The 23,828-nt window shown below is 71.1% G+C and carries 21 protein-coding genes and 1 pseudogene; 9 read left to right on the top strand and 13 right to left on the bottom strand.

What is annotated here, in order from left to right:
• Positions 1-160 precede the first annotated feature (160 nt).
• Complete coding sequence (locus ABD385_RS20455; RefSeq protein WP_344578052.1) at positions 161-1,459, bottom strand: cytochrome P450; 1,299 nt, start codon at positions 1,457-1,459, stop codon at positions 161-163.
• Positions 1,456-2,301 (bottom strand): tRNA-dependent cyclodipeptide synthase, encoded by an 846-nt coding sequence (locus ABD385_RS20450; protein WP_344578046.1) that lies wholly within the window; start codon positions 2,299-2,301, stop codon positions 1,456-1,458. Before ABD385_RS20450 ends, ABD385_RS20455 begins: the two co-directional genes overlap by 4 nt.
• Positions 2,302-3,164: 863 nt before the next feature.
• On the opposite strand from ABD385_RS20450, the gene ABD385_RS20445 reads away from it, so the two are divergent.
• Positions 3,165-3,743, top strand: a complete 579-nt coding sequence (locus ABD385_RS20445) for a fasciclin domain-containing protein (protein WP_344578043.1) — start codon at positions 3,165-3,167, stop codon at positions 3,741-3,743.
• A gap of 386 nt (positions 3,744-4,129) precedes the next feature.
• Here ABD385_RS20445 and ABD385_RS20440 read toward each other — a convergent pair whose 3' ends face one another.
• Positions 4,130-5,056, bottom strand: coding sequence for a D-alanyl-D-alanine carboxypeptidase family protein (locus ABD385_RS20440; protein WP_344578039.1), 927 nt, complete (start codon positions 5,054-5,056; stop codon positions 4,130-4,132).
• Positions 5,057-5,352: 296 nt separating this feature from the next.
• Here ABD385_RS20440 and ABD385_RS20435 point away from each other — a divergent pair, with 296 nt between their 5' ends.
• Both ABD385_RS20435 and ABD385_RS20430 read left to right on the top strand, forming a co-directional pair.
• Positions 5,353-6,372 (top strand): hypothetical protein, encoded by a 1,020-nt coding sequence (locus ABD385_RS20435; protein WP_344578036.1) that lies wholly within the window; start codon positions 5,353-5,355, stop codon positions 6,370-6,372.
• A 137-nt stretch (positions 6,373-6,509) separates the two neighbouring features.
• Positions 6,510-6,860, top strand: coding sequence for a hypothetical protein (locus tag ABD385_RS20430; RefSeq protein WP_344578031.1), 351 nt, complete (start codon positions 6,510-6,512; stop codon positions 6,858-6,860).
• An 84-nt stretch (positions 6,861-6,944) separates the two neighbouring features.
• Here the strand turns inward: ABD385_RS20430 and ABD385_RS20425 are convergent, their stop codons facing one another.
• Positions 6,945-7,637, bottom strand: a complete 693-nt coding sequence (locus tag ABD385_RS20425; RefSeq protein ID WP_344578029.1) for a haloacid dehalogenase type II — start codon at positions 7,635-7,637, stop codon at positions 6,945-6,947.
• Between the two features lie 276 nt (positions 7,638-7,913).
• Here ABD385_RS20425 and ABD385_RS20420 point away from each other — a divergent pair, with 276 nt between their 5' ends.
• From ABD385_RS20420 to ABD385_RS20410, 3 genes are all read left to right on the top strand, one after another.
• Positions 7,914-8,897, top strand: coding sequence for a pentapeptide repeat-containing protein (locus tag ABD385_RS20420; RefSeq protein WP_344578027.1), 984 nt, complete (start codon positions 7,914-7,916; stop codon positions 8,895-8,897).
• 289 nt (positions 8,898-9,186) lie between these two features.
• Positions 9,187-9,948, top strand: a complete 762-nt coding sequence (locus tag ABD385_RS20415; RefSeq protein ID WP_344578025.1) for a pirin family protein — start codon at positions 9,187-9,189, stop codon at positions 9,946-9,948.
• Between the two features lie 514 nt (positions 9,949-10,462).
• Entirely contained in the window at positions 10,463-10,702 is a 240-nt protein-coding gene (locus ABD385_RS20410; protein WP_344578024.1) for a hypothetical protein, read from the top strand.
• A 150-nt stretch (positions 10,703-10,852) separates the two neighbouring features.
• Here ABD385_RS20410 and ABD385_RS20405 read toward each other — a convergent pair whose 3' ends face one another.
• Positions 10,853-11,776 (bottom strand): LysR family transcriptional regulator, encoded by a 924-nt coding sequence (locus ABD385_RS20405; RefSeq protein WP_344578022.1) that lies wholly within the window; start codon positions 11,774-11,776, stop codon positions 10,853-10,855.
• 331 nt (positions 11,777-12,107) lie between these two features.
• Between ABD385_RS20405 and ABD385_RS20400 the strand changes: the two genes are divergently transcribed.
• Positions 12,108-13,292: an MFS transporter gene (locus ABD385_RS20400; protein WP_425585441.1), complete on the top strand. Its 1,185-nt coding sequence runs from the start codon at positions 12,108-12,110 to the stop codon at positions 13,290-13,292.
• Positions 13,293-13,357: 65 nt separating this feature from the next.
• Here the strand turns inward: ABD385_RS20400 and ABD385_RS20395 are convergent, their stop codons facing one another.
• Positions 13,358-14,281 (bottom strand): recombinase family protein, encoded by a 924-nt coding sequence (locus tag ABD385_RS20395; RefSeq protein ID WP_344578019.1) that lies wholly within the window; start codon positions 14,279-14,281, stop codon positions 13,358-13,360.
• Between the two features lie 228 nt (positions 14,282-14,509).
• The gene (locus tag ABD385_RS20390) at positions 14,510-15,145 is read right to left on the bottom strand and encodes a TetR/AcrR family transcriptional regulator (RefSeq protein WP_344578018.1); all 636 of its coding nucleotides are present in this window, start codon (positions 15,143-15,145) and stop codon (positions 14,510-14,512) included.
• Positions 15,146-15,291: 146 nt separating this feature from the next.
• Between ABD385_RS20390 and ABD385_RS20385 the strand changes: the two genes are divergently transcribed.
• Positions 15,292-16,050 (top strand): SDR family NAD(P)-dependent oxidoreductase, encoded by a 759-nt coding sequence (locus tag ABD385_RS20385; RefSeq protein WP_344578017.1) that lies wholly within the window; start codon positions 15,292-15,294, stop codon positions 16,048-16,050.
• 45 nt (positions 16,051-16,095) lie between these two features.
• Here the strand turns inward: ABD385_RS20385 and ABD385_RS20380 are convergent.
• From ABD385_RS20380 to ABD385_RS20355, 6 genes and pseudogenes are all read right to left on the bottom strand, one after another.
• Positions 16,096-19,130 (bottom strand): annotated as a pseudogene (locus ABD385_RS20380) (Tn3 family transposase).
• Positions 19,131-19,429: 299 nt separating this feature from the next.
• Positions 19,430-19,825, bottom strand: a complete 396-nt coding sequence (locus ABD385_RS20375; protein ID WP_344578015.1) for a hypothetical protein — start codon at positions 19,823-19,825, stop codon at positions 19,430-19,432.
• Positions 19,826-19,861: 36 nt separating this feature from the next.
• The gene (locus ABD385_RS20370; RefSeq protein WP_344578014.1) at positions 19,862-20,455 is read right to left on the bottom strand and encodes a hypothetical protein; all 594 of its coding nucleotides are present in this window, start codon (positions 20,453-20,455) and stop codon (positions 19,862-19,864) included.
• Positions 20,456-20,660: 205 nt separating this feature from the next.
• Entirely contained in the window at positions 20,661-21,758 is a 1,098-nt protein-coding gene (locus tag ABD385_RS20365) for a sensor histidine kinase (protein ID WP_344578013.1), read from the bottom strand.
• A 36-nt stretch (positions 21,759-21,794) separates the two neighbouring features.
• On the bottom strand, positions 21,795-22,490 hold the full coding sequence (locus tag ABD385_RS20360; RefSeq protein WP_344578012.1) for a response regulator: 696 nt from the start codon (positions 22,488-22,490) through the stop codon (positions 21,795-21,797).
• A 202-nt stretch (positions 22,491-22,692) separates the two neighbouring features.
• Complete coding sequence (locus tag ABD385_RS20355; RefSeq protein ID WP_344578010.1) at positions 22,693-23,019, bottom strand: plasmid stabilization protein; 327 nt, start codon at positions 23,017-23,019, stop codon at positions 22,693-22,695.
• Between the two features lie 439 nt (positions 23,020-23,458).
• Here ABD385_RS20355 and ABD385_RS20350 point away from each other — a divergent pair, with 439 nt between their 5' ends.
• Positions 23,459-23,776 (top strand): hypothetical protein, encoded by a 318-nt coding sequence (locus ABD385_RS20350; protein ID WP_344578008.1) that lies wholly within the window; start codon positions 23,459-23,461, stop codon positions 23,774-23,776.
• The last annotated feature ends 52 nt before the right edge of the window (positions 23,777-23,828 follow it).

The raw sequence follows: 23,828 nt of genomic DNA, 5'->3' as shown, positions 1-23,828 counted from the left end.
CCCGTCGCGCTCGCTCGGTGGCACCTTCCATACCGCTACTTCACCGGCCCCGCGGGGCCGGTCGCAACCGAAATTCGGCGTCCTGGCCCTTGCCTGTGCGCCTGTGTGCCTCGGTGCGGCCACGTCCCCGAGCAGCGTGTGGTCCCGAGGGGAGGGGCGGTCACCAGGTGACGGGGATCGTCTCGGGGATGCGGAAGGCCACGTCGGGGCGCCAGCGCAGTTCCCCGGTCGGCACGGCCAGACGGAGCGCCGGGGCGTGGTCGGCCAGCGCCTCCAGGACGACGGCGATCTGCATCCTGGCCAGGGCGTTGCCGGGGCAGTGGTGCTTGCCGTGGCCGAACCCGAGGTGGGGGCGGGGACGCGGGCGTCCGGCTCCGGACGACGTGCCGTCCCCCGGGCCGCGGTCGGCGGCGAAGCGGTCCGGAGCGAAGCGGTCCGGTTGGGGGTAGGCGTGGGGGTCGTGGTTGCCGGACTCCAGGGAGACCAGCACGCACTCCCCTGCCTTGATCGTCAGGCCGTCGAGCGGCACGTCGTCGGTCGCCACCCGCTTCACCCCGCCCGTCGACATCGGCGTGTGGCGCAACACCTCCTCCACCATGGACGGCAGCAGCGCGGGCCGGTCGCGCAACGCCGCCAGGGCCGTGGGGTGCGACAGCATCATCACCAGCGCGTTGGCCACGAAGCTCGCGGCCGTCCGGTATCCGGCGATCAGCATCAGGTTGGCGACTTCGGCGAGCCCGTCGGCGCCGAGTCGGCCGCCGTCCCGGGTACGGGCCGCGGCGGCCCGTTTGACGACGTCGGAGCCGGGTGCGGTGGCCAGTTCCGGTGCGCGCCGCAGGAAGAACCCGTACATGGCGTCGAGGGCGGCCTGAATCTCCTCGCCGGTGCGGTCCCGCCACACCAGGACCGTGTCGCACCAGGTGTTGAGCAACTGCGCCTCCTCCTCGGTGAGTTCACCGAGAAGGACCCGACGGGCCACCGCGAAGGTCAGTGGTCGGGCCAGCCCCTGCTGGAGGTCGGCCGGGGGACCCTGCTCCAGCAGCTCGTCGAAGAGGGCGCGGGCCCGCAGGCGCGTCCAGGCGTGGTGGGCCCGGATCGCGCGCGGGCTCAGGGCGTCGGCGAGGATGCCGCGCACCCCCCTCTCCTGGAGGGTGGCCATGCCGTCGCCCCTGGCGCCCGTGGCGCGCGGCCGGAGCGGCTCCTGCCGGGGGGCGTCGGCTTCGAGGGCGGCGGTCAGGCTGAGTCGGGGGTCGGCGAGGAGCCGCCGGGCGAGGTCGTAGCGCGTGACCAACCAGACGTGGTCGCCCGTCACCGTCACGACCCGGCAGGCCGGGGCGGGAGCCTCGCGCAACCGGGCGTAGGCGGGCGAGATCTGCTGCCCCCAGTCGTCGAACGGGAAGGCCGGCGGGCCCTCGGCGGCGGTGCGCGAGGTGGGCTGCGGCCCGTCGGTGGTGGTCATGGGCCCGTCACCACCCCGGTCAGCGGGCCTACGGGCGGCAGTTGCCCGGATCTCCTCGGCGGGGCGGACGGCGGTGGCTGCGCGGGGAGGACGGGGCGGACCACCGCGTACGCCTGGAGCTGCGTGGTGAACAGCTCGTTGAAGACCAACGGGACGGTGGGGATGACCTGGTGGTAGACGTGCACCGAGGAGGGGACGCCCAGGATGGCCGGCGAGTCCATGCACAGCGGCATCTCGGCTATCAAGTAGCGCATTCCCTCGGCGAGTTGACCGGCGGTCGGCGCCGCGCCCTTCAGATGCGATGCCAGCGCCTTGCCGCTCGCCCGCAGGAACACCTCCCGCACCGACGACTGCCGCTCCGCCGCCCGCTCCACCCTGCCGAGCAGTGCCTGGTACGTCGGGTGGCCGGTGAACTCCGTGAGCGTGCGGACGCGATGGCGGTGTTCGGGCACGCCGCTGGCCGTCCAGGCACGCGCGATGCGCCGGCACACCCGCCGGGTGTCGCGTTGCGCGTAGGACCAGGCACGTTCCTCGGAATGGCCGAGGGCTCGGTAGGTGTGGACGAGCGAGACGTCCGGGACGATCGGGTCCACCTCGGCAAACGCCTCGCTCGCCCACCGCAGCAGGGCGGTCAACCGCTGTTCGCTGAAGTACCCGTTGCCGGGGCTGACCCCGATCAGGACGTGCTCGCCCCGGGCCCAGATCTCCCGACAGCGGTCCGTGAACGGCTCGACGGTGAAGCCAGTCGGTACCCGCCGCCCCGCGACCGTGGCGCCTCTGGCATCCGCCCCGGCGTCCGCGGCCCCGCTCCCGCCCGCGCCCGTTTCCATGCTCGTATCCATGGCTCTCCCGCCTCTCCCGTGCAGCAGGTGCACCCGCCCCAGAAACGGCCGGTGATGATAATCATCGAAATTGACACGCTGCGTGACCGTCCAGGCTGCGCCGAAAAGTCCACTCAAACGAGCTATGAGAAGTTCGCGAAACCCGCTTCAGAGGCACGGAGGGCGCAGGCACAGGGCGCCCGTGACCAGCCACAACGCGACGCGTACGCCGCCCCGGCCGACCGCAGCCAGGGAACCAGGCGTCAACCCGCTCGACACGCCGACGATCCGCCCCGCCCCTCGGCTCCGCCACCATCGATCCGTCTGCGCAAGCGGGCCCGCCGGGGTCCTCAGCCGGCAGACAGCCGCGGTGACCGGAGCGGCGCGCGCACGCGTCCAACTGACGGCCCGCAACGACCGACTGCACACACGGGGGCGGCTCCACCTCGCCCCGGCGACCTTCCCGCCAGTTGGAGACAGGCTGCACATCCGGCCGCTACGGGGTCCCGCCGGCACGGAGCGGCACCGTTCGCGACCGTCCGCGTCACGCACCACGTGCACGTGCGCCGTTCACGGAGCGTGGCGCGAAATGGTGCACCGCAACGGTCCCGCATACCTCTGGGGTGTGGCCCACAGCGCCGGACCTCCTTCGCGCACCCGTGCTAGCCTGTTGTGAAACCGATCACTTGTTCCGGGTACTTCGCCCACAGGGCAACGGCCCCGCCCGAGGCATCGACGTCGCCGGCGGTGTTGCGCGGCACGCGAGTCCGCACCGCGCCGGCATGCGCGACGATCCGACTTCCCAACAGTCCTTCCGAGCTGCTGCTGTGCGCCCCTACCCGTGGGCGACCAGTGTCGGAGTGCGGGGCCGTAGGAGGTTCTTCATGAGCACCCACCGCATCCGCACCGCCCTCACCATCGCGACGGCCACCGCCCTGCCCCTGTGTTGGGCCGCCGCCGCGACACCGGCCGCCGCCTCTCCACCAGCCGAGACCGTCGGCTCGGGGTGCTCCGCACTCCCCCACAGCGGGCCGGGGAGCGCCCAGTCCCTGGCCGACAAACCGGTGGTGACCGGCGCGGAGCAGAACTCCTCCCTGTCGACGCTGGTCACGGCGTTGAAGAAGGCAGGGCTCGTCGACACCCTCAACCACGGCAAGCATCTGACAGTCTTCGCCCCGACCAACAAGGCGTTCTCCAAGATCTCGAAGGCGGACCTGGCCAAACTGCTCGACAACAAACAGGAGTTGAAGAAGGTCCTCACCTACCACGTGGTCGGCGAGCAGATCACGCCCAAGCAGTTCCCGAACGGGAAGTTCAAGACGCTTGAGGGCGGCGAGCTGACCACCCAGGCCTCCGGCTCGACATACACCGTCAACAACACCGCCCAGGTCACCTGCGGAAACCTCAAGGCGGCGAACGCGACCGTGTACCTCATCGACCACGTGCTGACGCCTCCCAAGTGACGGCGGCCCGGGGCGGCGGGGTCACGAGCATCGGGGCGTGGCCGCGCTGCCCGTCCTGACTGCTGTCGCGGACCGCGTTCCGGTGTCCTGCCACCCACAGGCGCGAGCGATACGTGGCCCCCGGCCCGGGACGGTCGGTGAGCCCTGGCCCGGGTGGAAGTACCGCACCGGCCGCACCGCGTCTACTACGTGTTCCCCGGCGGGACCTCGCTCGAAGTGGTCCCTGTGCTGTCCCACGGCGGACCTGGCAGCCCGCCGGGGCGGTGCTGGCCGCCGTGGTGGCTCTCGACCTCGTGGTCCAGCTCGTCGCGTAGGGCCGCAACTGGCCCCGCGCGGCGTGTGGTTGACGTGGTGGCTGCACGCCGCGCGGGGGTCGTGGGAACGGGTCAGTCGCGTTGGGCGTGCGTCGGAAGTGCGCGCAGCTTCATGCTCTTCGCGGTACTCGAACCGAATCCGTAGTCCAGCAGCTTCGCCGCGTCGGCGTACCGGTCGGTGCTGTTCAGCAGGGTGCCGACGAGGGTCTTGCCGTTGCGGGTGGCCGCGAACACCAGGCAGTCGCCCGCCGGGGTGGTCGTCCCGGTCTTGATCCCGATGACGCCGTCGTACGAGCCGAGGAGTTGGTTGGTGTTGGTCCAGGTGTAGTAGCGGGTGCGGCCGTTGGCGGCGGGCGCTTCGCCCTTGTACTCCTTGGTCTTGACGATGGTGCGGAAGGTGTCGTTCTTCATGGCGTGCTGGGCCAACTCGGCCAGCTCGGTCGGAGTGCTGGAGTCGGCGCCGCCGCCGTCGAAGGAGGTGAACTCCGTGTGTGGCAGGTGGAGTTCACCGGCCTTCGTGTTCATCTTCGCGATGAACGACGTGGTGCGTTCGGCACTGGTGGCACCGGAGCCGAAGGTGTCGGCGAGCGCGTAGGCGGCGTCCGCGCCAGAGGGCAGGAGGGTCGCGTACAGCAGTTGGCGCACGGTGACCTTGTCGCCGGTCTGCAGGTCCGCGGTGCTGGATCCGTGCTGGGTGACGTAGTCCCGGTACTCCTGCTGCACGGGGACCTGGCGCTCCAGGTCGACGCCGGTGGTGTCGAGCACCACGGACGCGGCCATGATCTTCGCCGTGCTGGCTATGGGACGGGCCGTGTCCGCGTCCTTGGCGAAGAGCGTGTTGCCGCTGGTGTCGTCCACCAACGTGGCGCCCTTGGCGGCGAGCGTCGGCTGCGGCTCGGGCTGGCTGGGTGTCGCAGCCTGAGCGGTCAGCGGGGAGAGGGCGAGCAGGGTGCCGCCCGCGAGGGCAACTGCGCGCTGGGTGAGGGTTCCGACGGTCAAAGAGTGTGCTCCATGTGCGGACTGCCGCTTCCCGAACCGTGGGCCCAGGGAAGGACAGTTGAATTGCGTGTCTCCGCCATCAAACGTCATGGCCGACGGATCGGGTCCGCCACCCCCGCGTCCGGCACCGATCTCGCCTTTCGAGCCGCGGTCGCACCCGGGCTGGGGGCTCCTCTCCCCTTCGTCGACGTCACGGGGCAGCGGTTCGTGGGTGGTCGATCGAGGCCGGGCGGGACGGCCGCGTCGTACGCATATCGCGCCGCCTCGGAGCCGGTCCCGTCCGTACTCTGGACGGCATGGCTTCCCCGGCGCCCACGACTCGTCCTCGCCATCGGCTGCTGCTGGCGTTGGCCCTGGTGCTGCTCGCTCCGTTGGTGGGTGAGTACCTCCTCGGCAACCAGCCGATCACGGCACTGCCCGCGGTGCTGGTGCTGGCGCCGATGTACGGATGCGGCGCGCTGCTGATCCGCGAGGGAGCACGGCGGGCCGGCCGCGGCTGGCCGACGATGCTGCTGCTCGCCGCGGCGTACGCACTGTTGGAGGAGGGGCCGATCGACCAGATGTTGTGGAACCCGCACTACGGCGACGTCGACATGGGGCTGGCCTATGCGGACACCCAGGTGTCCTGGCTCGGTACGAGCGCCGCCCTGTTGCAGGACGTCCTGGCGATGCACACCGTCTGGAGCGTCTGCGTGCCGATCGCGCTGGTCGAGGCGTTCGCTGCGGACCGGAGCCGGCCGTGGCTCGGGCGCCCGGGTTGGGCGCTGACCGGTGCGGTCTTCGTGGCGGGTTCGGCGTTCCTCGCCGTCGAGCAGTACCGGAGCGGCAAGTTCCTGGCGTCGACGGCCCAGTTCGCCGGGGCGTGCGCCGCCATCGTCGTGCTGATCGCCGCGGCCTTCGCGGTGGGCCGGCTCCGGCTGCCACCGTGGGACGTCGCCGCGCCCGCCCCGTGGCTGGTGGGCACCGTGGCGTTCGCGGCCGGCAGCGCTTACTGGGCCCGCGACTTCCTGCTCCCCGACGGCGTGTCGCCCTGGGTGGCGGTGGCCCTCTGGTGCGTACTGGCGGCGGGCGTCGGCTGGCTGTGCGCCCGCTGGTCGCGCACCCCCGGATGGGGCCCGCGCCACCGACTGGCCCTGACCGCCGGCGCGGTGCTGACGTATGTCTGGTTGGGCTTCACGCATGCGCGGGAGATGGACGTCCCGTACGGCACGGCGTTGTGCGGCAACGTGGTCTTCGGCGCGGCGGCCCTGGTCCTGCTCGGCGCGGCGACGGTGCGGGTTCGGCGGCAGGGCGTCCGCACTGCGGAGATCGGATGACGGAGCCTGTGCCGGCGGCGCCGTGCACGGGTCGCTCGGCAGGCCGCCGCACGAGGAGGCGCCTGAGGTGTCGTGGCTCTCGGGCGACGACGTGGCGCCGCGGGAACCGACACGGCCGGCCGACCGTCTTGCAGGGCATGCCTGCCGTTCTCGTTCTCGGATTCGACCCGCACGCCGTACCCGGAATGGACGGTGACGCCCTGCGCGCCGTGCTGGACGAGGAGTTGGCTCGTTTCGGCGAAGAGGCCATCGATGCTTCCATGGCGCTGATCGCGCCGGACGGTTCGGCCGAGTCGATGGTGATCGCCGCGCTGTCCGAGCGGGCCTGGGACGTCGTCGTGATCGGGGGCGGCATCCGCAAGCCCGAACCCCTGCTGACCTTCTTCGAGTTGGTCGTGAACCTGGTCCGGCGACACGCTCCGGCAGCCGCGGTGGCGTTCAACACCAGTGGTGGCGACAGCGTCGAGGCGGCGAAGCGGTGGTTGTGAAGCCAGCCCTCGGGCCGAACCACGGTCGGGGCCGCACCGCGTGTGCCCCCACGCCTCGTCCGGCCGATCCCCCAACCCGTCCGGTCAGCTCGCCGTCAGTGCGGTGACCAGTTCGTCCAGTCCGTCGACGCGCCAGTCGAACGCGTCGGAAGGCGTCGGGGGATCGCCCACCGGTCGGCGAACGTAGGCGGTCCGCAGGCCCGCCGCCTGGGCTCCGCGGAGGTCCCAGGCATGGGCGGCCACCATGAGTACGCGGTCCGGTGGGCATCCGGCGGCGTCGACGGCGAGCTGGTAGACCTCGGGGGCCGGCTTGTAGGTCCGGGCGGATTCGGCGGACAGTGCCTGGTGCCAGCGCAGCCCGGCAGCCGCGTTGAGACGCAGCAGGGCGGCGCGACTGGCGTTGGAGAGCCCGACCACGGGGAAGTGCCGCCCGAGCCGTTCGAGACCGGCGACGGAGTCGGCCCAAGCAGGCAGCCGCTGACCCGCCGTGGACAGCTCGGCGACGGTGGCCCGATCGGTGACTCCGGCCTGGTCGGCGACGCGTCGGGCCGCTTCTGCATCGATGATCTGCGTGTTGGCGTACGCCCGCTGACCCTGCGTCATGCGGCGTTGTTCGCGCTCCACGTGCTGCTGCCACACGGCGAGCAGCTCGTCGACCGACGGATCGTCGGCGGCCGGTACCGCCCGCCGAATTGCGGCCCGAAGTCCGCTGGGTTCGTCGACCAGCGTTCCGAGGACGTCGAAGACGACGACCTCGATGCCATGACTCCCGGCCATATGTCGTTCCCCTCTCGCTCCAGGCATCACCGGCTCAGCAGGTGATGACCTTGCCATGCGCTGCGTCACCGGTCAAGGAGGTGACGCATAGTCCGCCGCGCCCGGCGACCATCCGGCACTTGACCCCCTCAGCCGTGCAAGCTGGCGAGCCGCCACCGCGATGCGGTGGGATGGCCAACTGTGAGATCTCATGAACGCGCCGGAACACGCGCCGCAAGTGGCATACGGGCCTGCACACGCTGGCTTCGCCGTCATCGAGCCGCGACGGGGCTGGCGTTGGGCGTCCCCGCCGTGCTCGGCTTCATCCTCGTCATGCTCGGGCCCGTGTCGTGGCTGGTGGCCGGCGGCACGGTGCGGAGCCTCGGCGGCAAGGAGCAGGCCGATGCGCTCAACGCGGTGCGCCAGACCGTCCTGACCGCCGCGGGCGGAGCGGCGGTCCTGCTCGGTTTCGGGTACACGGCCCGCACGTACCACCTGTCGCGGCGCGGCCAGGTGACCGGCCGGTTCAGCACGGCCATCGGTCAGTTGGCGTCCGACAAGCTGGAGGAGCGGGTGGGTGCCGTGTACGGCCTGGAGCACGTCATGGCCGAGTCGCCGCAGGACCACGCCACCGTCGTGTCCGTGCTCTCCGCGTTCGTCCGTGAGCACGCACGCCGCGAGGGCGATGCTAGCCCGGAGGGGAACGCCGGGCAGCAAGGGCCTCCCCCGCCGTTCGGCACGGAACCGCCTGCGGACATCAGGGCGGCGATGGAGGTCCTCGCCCGCAGGCCCGAGCGCGAGGAGGCCCGCCGGATGGACCTCCGCCGCACCGCCCTCGTCGGCCTGCTGATGCGCAGCTTCGACTTCGATTCCCGGCCTCGCCTCACCCGCGCCTACCTCACCTGGGCGGACCTCCGCCGGGCCGACCTACGGGGAGCCGATCTGCGCGGCGCCATCCTCAACGGCGCCGATCTACGCCTGTCGATGCTCTCCGGAGCCCTCCTCGACGGCGCGGCGGTCGCCAACGCCGATCTGCGCGGCGCCTCCTTGGGCGGCGGAACGTCGCTGGTCGGCGCGGATCTCACCGGCACCGACCTGACGGACACCCGTGGCGTGACCGCCGAGCAGCTGTCCGGCTGTCTCCTCGACGAGGGAACCAGGTTGCCACCGGACCTGGCAGCCGACCCGTGGATCAGGGCGCGCATCGCCGACTGCACCGCGTGGGCCGACCAGCGGGGCTCGACGGACTCCGCTCCCCCGCCGACAGCACGGCCTGCCTGAGCGGCCCGCGGGGGCCAGGCGGCGGACCTGGCACGCGCGCCCCGGAGCGCGAGCCGGCCGGTACGACGTGGCCGCGCCGGAACGACCGCCACCTCACCGTCCGCACGAGGTCGGCTACCTTCCGCAGTCCGCGCCGAGCCCACGCAACCCCGGAATACCCACCTCTCCCGTTTTTGTTTACGATTCAACCAACCGAGAGGGGTTCCCCTCCCTCGGACCGCAGGCATCCGGCCGCACCCCCGGAACACCAGGTCACGGACCGCCCACACCAGCCAGAAAGGACCGCACCATGGCTTCGACCCTCGACGTCCGCCGCGCCGACGAGCGCTTCCACACCCAGGCCGGGTGGCTGGACTCCCACCACTCCTTCTCGTTCTCCCACCACTGGAACCCCGACAACACCCACTTCGGACTCCTGCTGGTCTCCAACGACGACGTCGTCGCGCCGGGCACCGGCTTCGACACCCATCCGCACCGGGACATGGAAATCGTCACCTGGGTCCTCGACGGCAGCCTCGTGCACCAGGACTCCGAGGGGCACAACGGCGTGATCTACCCGGGCCTGGCGCAGCGGATGAGCGCCGGCACCGGCATCCTGCACAGCGAGAAGAACGACTCGTGGACCCTGACCGGCAAGCCGGAGCACGCGGACCCGGTGCACTTCCTCCAGATGTGGGTGATCCCCGACGAGGCCGGAATCCGCCCGGGCTACGAGCAGCTCGACATCAACGACGAACTGGCTCGCGGCGGCTGGAGCACGTTGGCCTCCGGAATGTCCCAGCACGCCGACCAGCGGGCGATCGGCATCCGTCAGAAGCACGCGGCTCTGCACGTCAGCCGCATGCGTCCCGGTGAGACCCTCCCGATCGCCAGCGCTCCGTTCGCCCACCTCTTCGTCGCCCGGGGCAGCGTCGAGTTGGAGGGCGGCGGACCGCTTTCCACGGGAGACGCGGCACGCATCACGCGCGCCGAGGGGCAGCGCCTCACCGCCGGCCCGGACGGCGCGGAGGTCCTCATGTGGGAGATGGACGCCGCCATCGCGATGAAGTGAGCAAGGGGCGGGCGGGCGACGGCGGCGCCCGGCCGCCCCACGCCCGGTGCCGTGCGGCACGGTCGCGAACGCGCCGCACGGCGAGGCCGTCAACGGCCGTGCCGGCTCGCACGTCGTAGCTCGCACCTCGTCCCGCGGCACACCCGCCGTCCCCCGATCGACGGCCTGACTGGCTGGCGCCCGCCCCCTACGGCACGGCCTCCACCCGGCCGGCAGCGCCGCGCACTTCGTGCTGCCGAAAGCCCGCTGACGCCCTCGTCCGGCCATAAACCAGTTGTCGATCGCCTTCTCCCACAGGCAGATTGGCATGGGCACCTGCCGCACCACCGGTCCCCGGGCCGTCATCGCCCAGTCGATCCGCACCTACCTCACCGCCCCCACGACAGCACGCCGTCAACGGCTCCGCCGTCTGCTGCCCTGACGCGTCCCGGGCGCCCCGCCCCTCGGCGCCAGTCAGCCCCAAGAGCCGTACCGGCCGCCCGGCCAACCCACCACCCATGGAAAGGAGATGATGATGACGAAGCAGACCCCGACCATCCTGGGCGTGCTCACCGAACCCGCCCGCCCCACCGGGTGGAAGGCCAACCGGCACAAGGTCCTGCTCGTCCTCGGCCTGCTGGTCGGCTACTGGATCGGCACCCACGTCCACGGCACCGTGCCGCAGCAGCAGCCCCCTCGACCGGCCTCCACGGCACCCGCGGCGACGGCACCCGACCCGCACCGCACCCCCGCAGGGCTCGGCGTCACGCCCTGAGTCCCCGTCGGTGCCAGTCCCGCACCGACGGGGACGTCGTGCCGCATCGGGACGGGCGGGAACGGCCTCCCCCGGGCCACCGTCCCAGGCACCCGGCGAACGCGTTCCGTTCCTGACCGCGGTGACGTCCCGGAACCCTCCGCCGCCGCCTCAGGCAGTCGGGCTCGCGCAAGGCCGACCGTCCTCCTCGGACAGGACGTCCGGCGTCCGTTCGCGGAGCAGCTCCACGAAGGCCCTGGCGGCCGGCGAGGCTCCGGAGGGCTTCCACAGTGCCTGGATCACGCGGGGTGGCACGCCCGTCACCGGCACGCTCCGCACGGTGGGCATGCCGGCGGCGGACGCGGCGGACACCAGGGCGGTGCCCAGGCCGCGGGCCACGAGGGGTTCCAGCAAGGTCATGGCGTCGGCCTCGAAGGCGACCTTGCGGGTGACGCCGGCCGCGGCGAACGCGGCGTCGTTGTGGCGGCGGATCCCCGAGCCCGGTGGCATGTCGACCATGGTGCCCCCGGCCAGTTGGGCCGGGGTGACCTCGGCGGCTCCGGCCAGGGGGTGGTCGGCCGCGACGATGACGACCAGGTCCTCGTGCGCAAGGTTGCGCGCGAGCAGTCCCCTCGGGGGTTCCGGTGCGTGGGCGTCGACGAACACGAGGTCGCAGCCGTAATCACGCACCTGATCCAGCAGGTCGCTGACCAGGCGGGTGCGCAAGGTGACGCGCACCGCCGGGTGCCGCTCCTGGTAGGTGGCGAGCAGGTCGGGCAGGTCCACCGCGGCGAGCGGGGTGATGGTGCCGATGTTCAGCGTGCCCCGGAGCTGGCTCCCGAGGGCCACCACTTCGTCATGGGCGCGCTCCACCGCGGCCAACGCTTCGCGGGCCGGCCCCAGGAACACCGCACCGGCAGCCGTGACCCGGACACCACGGCTGCCGCGCTCGAACAAACGGGTCCCCAACTCCTCCTCCAGCCGCGCGATCTGGTGGCTGAGCGCGGACTGCACCACGAAACAGCGGTGCGCGGCACGGGTGAAGCTGCCGGTGTCCGCAACGGCGACGGCGTAGCTGAGCTGACGGAGTTCCATCCAGTCATCTTGATTCGAGATGGCCTGCATGACAACTATCTGTTGGACGCATGCCACCAGGGTGGCCAGCATGAACGGGCAAGGCACCCACCACACCGCCCCCACCCACCAACCCGCCCATCACACCGTCCGCCCACCGGCCGGCCAACGCACCGTCGTCCCGCGCCTCGACCGGGACCGCGCCGAGGTCCGCGGACGAGAACCGCAAGAAGGGAGTGCCCCGCCCGTGGCATCCTCTGCAAGCCCGTCCCCCTCCTCACCCGCTTCCCCCGCCTCCCCAGCCGACGGAACAACCGCACCGCACAAGGAGGTTGACGCCGCGAACCCCGGCATGCCGGGGCGCCGCACCCTCCTGGTGATGTCGGTGGCCGTCGGACTGTGCGTGGCCAGCAACTACTACGCACAACCGCTGTTGGACACCATCGCCCACGACCTGAGCCTGTCGTCGGCGGCCGCCTCGCTCGTGGTCACCGCCGCCCAGGTCGGGTACGTCCTCGGACTGGTCCTGGTGCTGCCGCTGGGCGATCTGCTCGAACGGCGTCGGCTGGTCTGCGCACTGACCCTGGCCACGGCCTGCTCGCTGGCACTGACGGCGATCGCGCCCAACACCGCGCTGCTGCTGATCGGCACCACCTTGACCGGCCTGCTGTCGGTGACCGCCCAGATCCTGGTGCCGTTCGCCGCGGACCTGGCCCTGCCGGAGCAACGCGGCCGGACCGTCGGGACGGTCATGACCGGGCTGGTCCTCGGCATGCTGTTGGCTCGCACCGCCTCCGGGGCGCTCGCCTCGTTCGGCGGGTGGCGCACCGTGTACTGGGTCGCCGCGTTGGCGATGCTCGTCCTGACCGCAACGCTGCACCGCGTGCTGCCGCAGTTCCGCGGCGGCGCGGGCCTGAGTTACGGGCAGTTGCTCCGGTCCACCGGCCGCCTGCTGATCGAGGAGCCGGTGCTGCGCGCCCGCTCGGCCATCGGCATGCTGGCGTTCGCCTGTTTCAGCGTGCTGTGGACAGCCCTGGCCTTCCTCCTGTCCGGGCCCGACTACCGCTGGTCGGACAGCGAGATCGGACTGCTGGGACTGGCCGGTGCGGCCGGCGCGATCGCCGCCCAGGCCGCCGGACGGCTGGCCGACCGCGGTCGCACCACCCTGACCACGGTCACCAGCGCGCTGCTTCTGCTCGTCTCGTGGTGGGCCCTGGCCCTGGGCGCGCACCTCCTCGCCGCGCTGATCATCGGCATCGTGCTGCTGGACCTCGCCCACCAAGGGGTGCACATCACCAACCAGTCACTGATCTACGCCCTGCGCCCCGAGGCCCGCGGACGCATCACCTCCGCCTACATGACGTGCTACTTCATCGGTGGCGCGGCCGGTTCGGCGCTGGCCGGCGCGGCGCACGCCTACGCCGGCTGGAACGGGGTGTGCGTGCTGGGTGCCGCCCTGGCCCTGCTGCTCTGCCTCGTCTGGGCGGCCACTCGACGAACGACCGGGGGCGCCCAACAGTCGCAAGCCGTCGCCTGACCGTGGACGGCCCGGCGGACAGCGGCCTCGGGGAACATCGGTACAGCGGTTGGCGCTGAGAACGATCATGGTTCCGGCATGAGCGTGCTGACTCGGTTCTCGTACTCGCGGCGTGCCTTGCGCTGGGCAGGGATCGCGGGGAGGCCGTGGCCGCCGTCGAGCGGCTGGCAGCGGGCAAGGAACTGGCGGTGCACGGAGGGGACGGCGGTGACGCGCAGGGTGTAGCCCTGGCCACGCCGTACGGTCACGCCCTGGTCGAGCGCGGCCCGCTCGATGTCGTCCAGCTCGGCGCTCCGGAGGAAGTCGGCCACCTTGCCCGGCATGTCGAGGGCGACCGGCAGCTCCGGCGCCGGTGTCTCTTCGGCTGCGGCGACGTGCTCCGGCAGGAGGTCGTCGACGGCGGTGCGTACGGCGCCGCGGCTGACGTTGTGCTCGCGGGCCAGAGCGGCGATGGACTGGCCTTCCAGGAAGGCGGTGCGCACAGTGGCGATCGCTTCGCCCGCGAGGGCGGGTCGGCGTCCGCCCCTGTTGCCCTTGGCCTCGGCGGCGCGCAGTCCGTCGTACGTCAGCTCCCGTTGGAGGTCTCGCTGGAGTTCGCCGGCGGCGGCGAGGGTCTGGACCATGAACTTCACAGTGGACAGCAGCTCGCCGGTGCGCGGGTGGCGGGCGGTGAGGTCCATGGCGGAGAATGCGCCATCGTGGATGCGTAGGGCGAGGCGGCCCGAGTGGAGGACGTCGAGGACATCGAGGATGTGCTGGTTGCCGCGTACGAGGCGGAACATCTCGGAGATGTGTACCGTGTCGCCCGGCCGCGCGTAGGTGAGCAGTTCGCCGAACTTCGGCCGCTGGAGCGGGTGGAGGCGACTGGACGTGCCCGGGTCCTCCTCGAAGACGACCGGGTCCTCGATCCCGGCCTCGGCCAGGACGAGGTCCTGGCGGGCGGTGGACTGCTGGTCGGTCGACACCCGCTTGTAGACGAGATTGGCCACGCTGTTTCCCCGCTTCTGCCGCCGCATCGGACCTTGGGTGTCATCTAACCCTGTCGTCATCCGCCATCGGATCTCATTGGATCGGAGCCGCCGTCAGGCCCGGGAATCACCGGGTTCATTGGACGCCCGCCGCGCCTGTCGTCATTCGATCGTTTGCCGACACGTATCCCGCGTGAAGGCGTCGCGGTCTTGGGCATTGTGCGTCAGTGTGGAAATTCCGGCTTCGGGTCAGGCCGGCGGGTCGGGGGTGTATCTGGCGAGCATGGTCTGGACGGCCTCTTCGACGGCGTTGTGGATGTCGGAGGCTGCGGGGTTCCAGCCGGTCAGCAGCATGCGGGGCCACAGGACGTAGTTAGCGATCATGCCGAGGAACTGGTTCGCGGCGCTCTCGGCGTCGGGCACATCAGCGTTGCCCGCCTCATGCTCGGATTCCAAGTAGTGCTGGACGGAGGCGAAGTAGGGCAGTTTGCCGAGCTGGAACTGCATCCGTCCCAGCTCGGGGAAACGAGGCAGTTCGGCGATGACGATCCGGAACAGACCTGCCATGCGGGGCTGGCCGATCAGGTCGGCGTAGCGGTGGCCGATGACTGTCAGCCCGGAGCGCAGATCTCCCGCCTGCGGCCGCGCGGCGGTATCGCCGGCGTCGCGCTGCCAGGACTCGGTGACGATGGCCTCGAAGAGGGCCGCCTTGGTGGGGAACTGCTTGAACAGGGTGGACTTCGAGACCCCGGCCGCTTCGGCGATCCGTGCGAGGGAAGTGCCGTCGTAGCCACGGTTCAGGAACAGCTCTGTGGCCGCGGAGGTGATCGCCTCGCGCTTCTGCTGGGCGAGCCTGCGGTGATGCGCGGTGAGTTCTGCTGCCATGCGGAGAGTATGCCGCAGCCCCGAGGCGAGTCACTTGACTCGCCTCGGGGGCCCGCTTACGGTGCACCAGCAAGGCGAGTCGAGTGACTCGCATCTGATCTGTGGCACCTGGGCGCATCCTGGTTGTCGCACGGTGGAGGAAGTTCATGACAGTCGACAAGATCGCTTTGGTGACCGGTGCGAATCGCGGCCTCGGGCGCAGCGCGGCCATCGCCCTGGCCACACACGGGGTGCGGGTCGTGGTCACCCACCGCGGTGATGCGGCCGGGGCTGAGACGACGGTGGAACAGGTGCAGGCCGTGGGTGGGACTGCCGCTGTCCTCCGGCTCGACATCAGCGACGTCTCCTCCTTCGCGTCCTTCACCTCCGAACTGGGCGCGCAGCTGGAGCGCTGGGGTACTTCGCGGCTCGACATCCTGGTCAACAACGCGGGGGTGGGAGTCTTCGGGCCGCTGGAGACTGTCACGATCGACGACTTCGACACGGTGATGGGCACCAACGTCCGGGGCACGTTCTTCCTCATCCAGTCGCTCGTGCCGCTGCTGGCGCAGGGTGGTCAGGTCATCAACGTCTCGACGTCACTGACCCGCCACACCAGCCCCGCCACCTCGGTCTACTCCGCATCGAAGGCCGCCGTCGAAGCTCTGAGCCGCACCCTCGCCGCAGAACTCGGCCCGCGCGGCATTCGGGTCAACTCCATCGCCCCGGGGCCGACCGCCACCGACTTCAACGGCGGAGCGATGCGGGACGACGCCGGAATGCGCCAGGTTCTGGCCGGACAGACCGCGCTCGGCCGCGTCGGCGAACCTGAGGAGATCGGTGACGCCATCGCCACGCTGGCCTCCGAGGGACTGCGCTGGGTCACCGCCCAGCGCATCGAGGTCTCCGGCGGCGCCCTCCTGTGACGCCGGGCGACGGCCGGTAGGGAGGCAGGCAGTAACAGCCCCAACTCACTCCGAGCCGACCGGCTCGTCCTCATCCTCGTCCAGCTCTGGCGCATCAGGGTCCCGAAGCGGGCGCAGGGCGCCGGCGGCCGGAACGCTGGCGGTGAAGCTGTAGCGGCCGAGTAGGTTCAGGTTGCGGTGCTTGAGCGGGGAGAGCCGGGCGATGTCCTCGTCCCGGATCTCGTGGCCCTCGGCGCGGAGCTGGGCGACGGCGGCGTCGATGTACTTCGTGGTCCACAGCACGATGGCGTTGAGTACCAGGCCGAGCGCGCCGAGCTGGTCTTCCATGCCGTCCCGGTACGCCTGGTGGATGGTGCCGCGCTTGCCGTGGCACACGTCGCGGGCAAGCTTGTGGCGGGACTCCTGCACGGTGAGCTGCCGGTTCATCTGGCGGCGGTAGGTGTCGTCCACCGGGTCGACCACCCGCAGCAGGTGCTCGGTCTTCGCGATCCGCCCGTACTCCGCGAACGCGGCCCCGAGCGGGGTCGGGCGGCCGTCGCGGCCGAACATGCGCAGCAGGTCGTAGGCGCGGACCTGGTTGGTGACCAGGGAACCGGCGACCTTCAGCATGTCGGGCCAGTGCGTGATCACCTTGTTCAGGTCGACCCGGTTACGGGCCAGCTCCTGCACCGGGCCGTACGTACCGGTCTCGACGCCAGGCATCGTGGCCCGCCAGAACCGCTGATCGTCCAGGTCGCGGAAGCGGGGGCTGAAGTTGTAGCCGAGGATCTTGAACAGGCCGAACACCATGTCGGAGTACGAGGCGTTGTCGGTGGCCACCATCTCCGGCTTGACGCCGCCATCGAGGTTCAGCAGGGCGTCCAGGATGTGCAGGGAGTCGCGCGGGGTGCCGGGCACGACCATCTGCCCGATGCCCGCGACCTGGTCGTTGACGGCGTTGAGACAGGTGATGCCGCGCTTGAACCCGAAGTACTTCGGCGACCGGGGCGGCGTTGATGGTGCGGACCGGCACCTGGAAGCGCAGCCCGTCCACGGAGGCCAGCAGCCCCTCACCCCAGAACTGCACGATCGGGATCTCGGCCTGGGCTGCGATCAGCGCGGCGTTCGCCGCGGCGATGGTGTCGGCGCGCAGGTAGTACTGGTCGACGTGCACGAGCCGGGCCCGGGTCAGGGCTTCGTAGCCAGGGTCACCACCGGGGTGAGGCCGATGTCGCACGCCTCGGAGACGAGCAGCGCGACCATAGAGGTGGGCAGGTCCTTCATCCGGGTTGTGCCGTCGCCGAGGTGCACGAAGGCGTCGAGGAACCCGGTCCAGGCGTTCACCTCGAACAGCAGGTCCGGCAGGTCGATCTTCGGGAGCATCTTCTCCACCCGCCGGCGCAGCCAGGTCAGCGACTTGGGCTCGCCGAGCGCGCCGAGCTTGTCGACGTGCAGCTTCACCCGCCCGTCCTCCTGGACCTCGATGGAGATCTTCGCCGCCGGACCGGCTTCTTCCAGGCGGGTCGCGAGCTGTTTCCATCCGGCGTCCAGGCCACGCACCAGCTCCGCCAGGTGCTCGGTGACGGGCATGTCCAGGCTCAGGGCCGCCAGCACGTCCTCCTTGACCGCGTCCCAGTCCGCACCGTCCAGGAGGCGGGCGCGCGGGTTGGACCAGCGGTGCGAGGGGGAGGCGAACACGTCGCGGTTGTTCAGGGCCCGGTGCAGCTCCTCCAGCACGCACACCACGTACGCGTCCCGGTCCACCGAGCCCTGCGGCAGATCAGGGTTGGCGTACACCGCCTTGCGCCACATCGGCGGCACGAGCTTGCCGTCCACCTAGCGCGGCAGCAGCGGCTTCACCCCGACCTTCCGGCGAGCCAGCGCCGGCAGGCCCCGTACCCCGGCCAGGACCCGCTTGCCCGCGCTCGCCGCGTCCAGGGCCTTCGACTCGCCCAGGAGCGCGAGGAACGGGCGGACCGTGGCGTACCGGGTCGCGAGCGCGGCCCGCATCGCGACGTCGGCCGTGTTCTCGTCCTCGGGCACCAGCGTCACCACCGTCGCCGCGGCGGTCGTCACCGCCGCGCGCGGCCCGACTTCCTCCAGCGCCGCCCACACAGCGGCCACGTCCAGGTCCGCGCCGTCTTGCGCTTGGCGGTGTTCAGCAGCCGGGCGGCCATCAGGACCTGGAACAGGTCCAGGGCCTCGTCGATCGCCTTCGCCTCCAAGTGCCGCATCACCGCGGCCAGCATCGCCGTGCGCTTCGGCTCGGAGGCCCGCTCCAGCAACGGCGCCTTCGACCCCAGCGCGCACCGGGCCAGCACCGCCATCCGGTTCGGCAGGATCTGCGACAGCCGCAGCCGCCCCAGCCGGTACGCGCCGATCTCGTCCACCCGCTCCAACGCACGGGCGAACGCCGTCCCTGTCGTCCGCGTCGGCGGCCGGCGCAGCCGCTCCAGCTCCGAGAACCGCGAGCCCTCCGGCGTCTTCAACGTCGCCACTAACTCGCCCGGCAGCGCCGGGTCGGCGCGGCGGGCCGCGCCCGCGACCGTGGCGTGCAGCCGCTTCTCCGCGACCTTCCGGGCCTCCGACACCTGCCGGGCCAGCACGCTCACCCCGGGCAGCAGCACCCGGTGACGGCGCAGCCAGCCCACCGCCTGGTTGAACAACGCCACCGGCCCCTCGGCGTGCGTCCACGCCCGCCCGTGCAGGAACGTACGGAACCGCCGCGACCACTCCGCATCGTCGTACTCGCGGTACTCGTAGACGTCCCGGATCTCCCACGCGTGCTCGTACGCCGTCTTGGGCCGCTCGGTGTAGCGCTTCACGACCGACGCGTCCTCGATGCCGAGCTGCGCGGCCAGGTGCTCGATCACGGGCCACGGTGCGTCGAGCGGGTCGTCCGGGAGGAACCGGCCAATATAGCGCACCGTGCACATCTGAAGGGCGAAGCCGAGCTGGTGGTGCGCGGAGCGGCGCCGCGCGATCAGATCGCGGTCGACATCGTCCAAGAAGAAGAACCGCTCCAGCTCGGGGCGGGTCGGCTCCTCGGCGAACTTCCCGTACGCCTCGGCCTGCTCATCAGTCAGAAACTCCACCGGCACAGCCAGACCGTAGCCAGCGCCGCTACCCGCTCGAAGGCCTTTCTAAGAAGCCCAGCGGCACCACCGACCGGTGTGCTAGCCGACCATGATCGTTCTCAGCGCCAACCGCTGTACCGATGTTCCCCGAGGCCGGACAGGACCGGGAAGGGGCAGGAACGGCGACACCCGGGCCGGCTCGCTCGGGCATCGGCCCCGACATCGGGCGGCGCAACGCCGTTCGCCGGCCCCCGGGCAGTTGTGCGGGGGCCGGCGAACGTGGGCGGAGCGTGGTCGGACCTCAGGGGGGGCCTGGTGAACGGTCACCACCCGGTCATGACGGTTCCCAACGCCAACGGTGCCAGGAGCAGTGCGAGCGCCTTCACCCGCAGGGGGTTGCCACCCCGCCCGGCGTACCGGCAGACCACGAAGGCCGCGACGAGGCCGAGGGGGAAGACGATCGGGACGGTTTCGATGAGCGGACTGCGGGTTCCCCCGACGTAGGCCGCGGCCCACGAACCGGCCGCCCCCGCCAGCACCGCGAAGAACACCTTCCCGGCGCTGAACCACTCGCGTTCCATCACGTCGGTCAGTTCGCCGAAGCGCGAGCCGCCGCGCCAACGGCGCACGGCCGTCACGGAGAATGCGAGCAGCACGCAGACTCCCGCGATGAGGAATCCCCAGCGCAGGACGGCCGCCGTCGTTGCCATGGTCATCATGTGAGCCCTCCTCGGTTCCGGCCGGACGGCCGGCGACTACCAGCAGTTCTTGACGACGCCGTCGATGCCGAGGATCTCCGCGGCGATGCCGCCGAGGCCGCCGCCGGCCTCCTCGAAGACCTCCATGATCCCCTTCTTGAAGGTCTTGCCGGCCTTCTTCTTCGAGCGGATCTTGTTGATGACCTTGTTGATGCCGCCGAGCTTGTCGATGGCCTTCTTGACCTTGTAGACCTTGGCGATGGCGAAGATGTTCGAGCCGACCGCGAGCAGGATGCCGCGCGAGCAACCCGCCAGGTTGAAGGCGTACAGGACCGGTCCGGCGGCCTCGACCGCCTTGATGCCGGCGTGCTCCTGGAGCCACTTCACGGTGGCTTCCTGGCCCTCGGCCAGGACGGACTCGGGGATCTCGTCGATGATGCGCAGGATGTTGGCGAACGCGTCGATCGACGCCTCGTCGAACGGGATGTCGTCGGCGGTGTCCGCGGTCGCGCCGGGACGCGGCGCCTGGTGGGACTGGGCCTCCGCGGCGTGTGCGGTCGCGGTGGTCGCGAAGATGCTGGCGGCGGTGACGCCGGCGACGGTCACGGCCATGCGGCGCAGGGCGGTGCGGGACAATGTGGAGGCAGACACGCGGGTGCCCTCTCTGATGGTGCTGTGCGTTGTCGTATCGCCGTCCGGAGAGTTCGTTTCGACCCGTACCTCCGGACGGCGATGGTGATTGTCACTGTCGCCACGTTCACGTAACAAGGCGGAATCGAGCGCCTTCCTCCGCAAAAACGCTGCGCCGTCCGTTTTGTTCGGACGGGTGTCGGGGTGCCCCGACACCCGTCGGGGGTCACGGCAGGCACGCCCGCACGAGGTGGCCGCCGTCGTCGGTCCGTGACGCGGTCACCGTGCCGCCGAGCAGGGCCGCCCGTTCCCGCAGCCCCACCAGACCGTGGCCCGCACCACCGACCGTGGGCCTGGCACCGCTCGCCGGCGGGCCGTTGTGGACCTCGACGGTCAACTCCCCCACCGGACGGTCGGTACCGGCCGTCGTGGTGAGCGTGACCGTGACGCGGGAGCCCGGAGCGTGCTTGGCGGCGTTGGTCAACGATTCCTGCACCGTCCGGTAGGCGGCGAGTTCCGTCGCGGCGGACCAACGCGCGTCCGGCGGCAGCCGGAAGGCCAGGTGGACGTCGAGCCCACTGGAGGCGACCAGCGCCGGCAGCTCGGCCAGGCCGGGCGACGGTTCCGGCTCACTGGGACTGCGCAGCACGCCGAGCATGTCCCGCAGTTCGTCCAGGGTGGTGGAACTCAACGTGCTGATCCGCTGCCCGGCTCGGCGCGCATCGGCGTGGGCGGCGGTGAGGGAGAGCACCCCGGCCTCGACGGAGATGAGGTTGACGTGGTGGGACACCGCGTCGTGCATCTCCCGTGCCAGGCGCGCCCGTTCGGCGGCCACGGCTTCCTGGGCCACGAGCAGGCGCTCGCGCTCCCGGCTTTCGGTGAGTTCCCGCACCCGCAGGGACAACTCTCCCCTGATGCGGGCCAGTCGCCCCAGCGCCAGCGGCCCGGCGCTGAAGAGCCCGGGCCCCAGCAAGGCCGTCACCCAGTGGGACATCGACCAGTCCCGGATCTCCTCGCACCACGGGATCGCGGCGACGAGGAACATCAACAGCGCGCAGGCGTACACCACCAGCCGGTTGCTGAGCACCGCGGCCGCCGTGCTCAGCGCGAACATCGGCGCGAGCCACAGGTAGCCGGTGACGGCGGCCGGCAGGGCGGCGAGCACGGCCGCCAGCGGCCAGCGACGGCGCACCGTCAGCAAGGCCACCGCCAACAGGTACGTGCACCGCGCCCCCACACCGACCTCGTCGACCACGGTGAGCAGTTCCACCGTGGCGGAACCGAGCACGGCCCCGTCGACCAACCACCTCGGCGGACGCCTCATCGCCTCGTACTACCCCTACTGCCTCTACTACCCCTACTACTCCTGCGGCTCGTCAGCCGGGGCGGACGGCACCGCGCCTGTCTGGCCCTGCCGCTGCTCCGGAACGCGAGCGTCCAGGGTCTGTGCGAGCACCGCCGCCTGGATCCTGTTGGCCACGCCGAGCTTGGCCAGGATGGTGCTGACGTGGTCGCGCACCGTCGTCCTGCTGAGGAAGAGCCGCCGACCGATCTCCTCGTTCGACGCCCCCGTGGGCAACAGCCAGAACACCTCGCGCTCCCGCTCGGTCAGGGCCGCGTACCCCGGGTCGGCGGCGCTCACCACCGTCTGCGGGGGCCGTGGGGCCGCGTGGATGGCGCGCGTGACCCGTGCGGACAGGGCGCTGCCGCCCGCGGCCAGGAGGTGCACACCGGGAATCAACTCGTCCAGCGCCCGGTCCTTGAGCAGGAAGCCCGACGCCCCCGCAGCCAGTGCCCGCGCGACGTTGGCGTCGCTGCCGAACCCCGTCAGCATGGCCACGACCGGCGGCTCCGCCAAGGCACGCAGGCCCTCCAGCACGGTCACCCCGTCGACATCGGGCATGTGGATGTCGACCAGCGCCACGTCCGGGCGGTGCCGCACCGCGGCGGCCAGGGCTTCGCCCCCGTCGCACGTCGCACAGACACGGATGTTCTCGTCGGTTTCCAAGATGCGCTGGAGACCGCCGCGCATCAACGGTTCGTCATCGACGACCATGACGTCCACCCTGGTCAAAGCCTCGCCGCCCCCATGAATTCCGGAATAACGGATTCAGGTTAACCGACCGGTCTGCGCGCGTTGCCCCCGCCAAGTCACCCCTTGACCGGTTCCCTCCTGCCTGGTTCTCCCCTGCTCGAACTCCCGGCCAACGCGCCTGCGACACGACAGCCCGCTCCCGGCACGCCGCTCGGGCCGTGCTTCACCGGCCTACCGCCTTGCGGAGTTCCTCCTTGCTCATGTGGGAACGGCCCTCGACGTTCTTCTTCTTGGCCTCTTCGTACAGCTGGTCCCTCGTGGGGCCCTGTGCACCGCGGTGACTGCGTTCGCCGCCTCGTTCGTAGGCGGACTTGGGGTCCTGGAGGGACGTCCGGCTGGCGGTCTTCGCTTCTCCGGCGCGGGCGCGTTCCTTGTTCACGGTGCGCGCGGCGATCTCCTTCGCACGGCGTTCCGGCATGCCGCGCTCTTCGGCCTGCTCCTTGATGTGCTCGTACTGTCGCTCGCGTTTCCTGCTCGAACCTGCCGGCATGGTGCGTCCCCTCGTCGATGGCGGTGCGTGCCGTCTCCACACGGCGGTGCACGGACACCGCACGAAGCCGGCCGCTCCCTTCCAGTTCACCCCGTTCTGCCGCCGGACGCGATGCGGGACGTCCAGGCGCACCCGGGCGCTCACCTCGGGTGATGCCGCCGCGGTCCGCAGCTGCTCCTTCTCGTCGGCAGGCACGACGACCTCGCGGCTCCGGCCGCAGTCCGAGGTGACGTGAGGTCGTCCGCCGGGCGGGGACCATGAGGTCACGCGCACCCTCCGGCGTGGCGACGCCGCGACGCGGCAGGCGACAGGCACCAGTTCGCCGAACTGCGGGCGGGCGGGACCGGCTTCGTCTCCCGTGGGGCAGACCGTTTCCTTCTCCGCGGCTCGGCCGTTGGTCCGGGTGTCAATTGTCGTTCCTGTCCGCGAAAGGACAATGATGCGCCCGTTCCACCGTATTGCCCTAGGCGTCAGTGGTTTGGCCCTGGCCCTCTCTCTCCCCGCCGGCGTGGCGGCCGCCGCCAGCGGCTCGTTCGCGTGGGTGGGGCCCAACGGCAAGGTGTACGCCCTGAAGAACCCGCCGGAAAACAAGTGCCTCGACATGAGCCAGACGGCCCGCGGCGCGCGCAACGCGACGAAGAAGCCGCTCGCGGTCTACAACGGCAAGCGCTGCCGGGGCCATTTCACGCAGCTCGCCCCGGGCCAGGCCGCACCGGCGAAGGCGCGCTTCGCCAGCGTCATGTTCAACCCGCACTAGGGACCCGTTCCGCGAAGTGGTGGCGACGTGGCCGGTGGGGCCCGTCGCCACG

The sequence above is a fragment of the Streptomyces lunalinharesii genome (assembly GCF_039532155.1).
Taxonomy (GTDB): domain Bacteria; phylum Actinomycetota; class Actinomycetes; order Streptomycetales; family Streptomycetaceae; genus Streptomyces; species Streptomyces lunalinharesii.
This window is presented reverse-complemented; position numbering and strand designations above follow the sequence as displayed.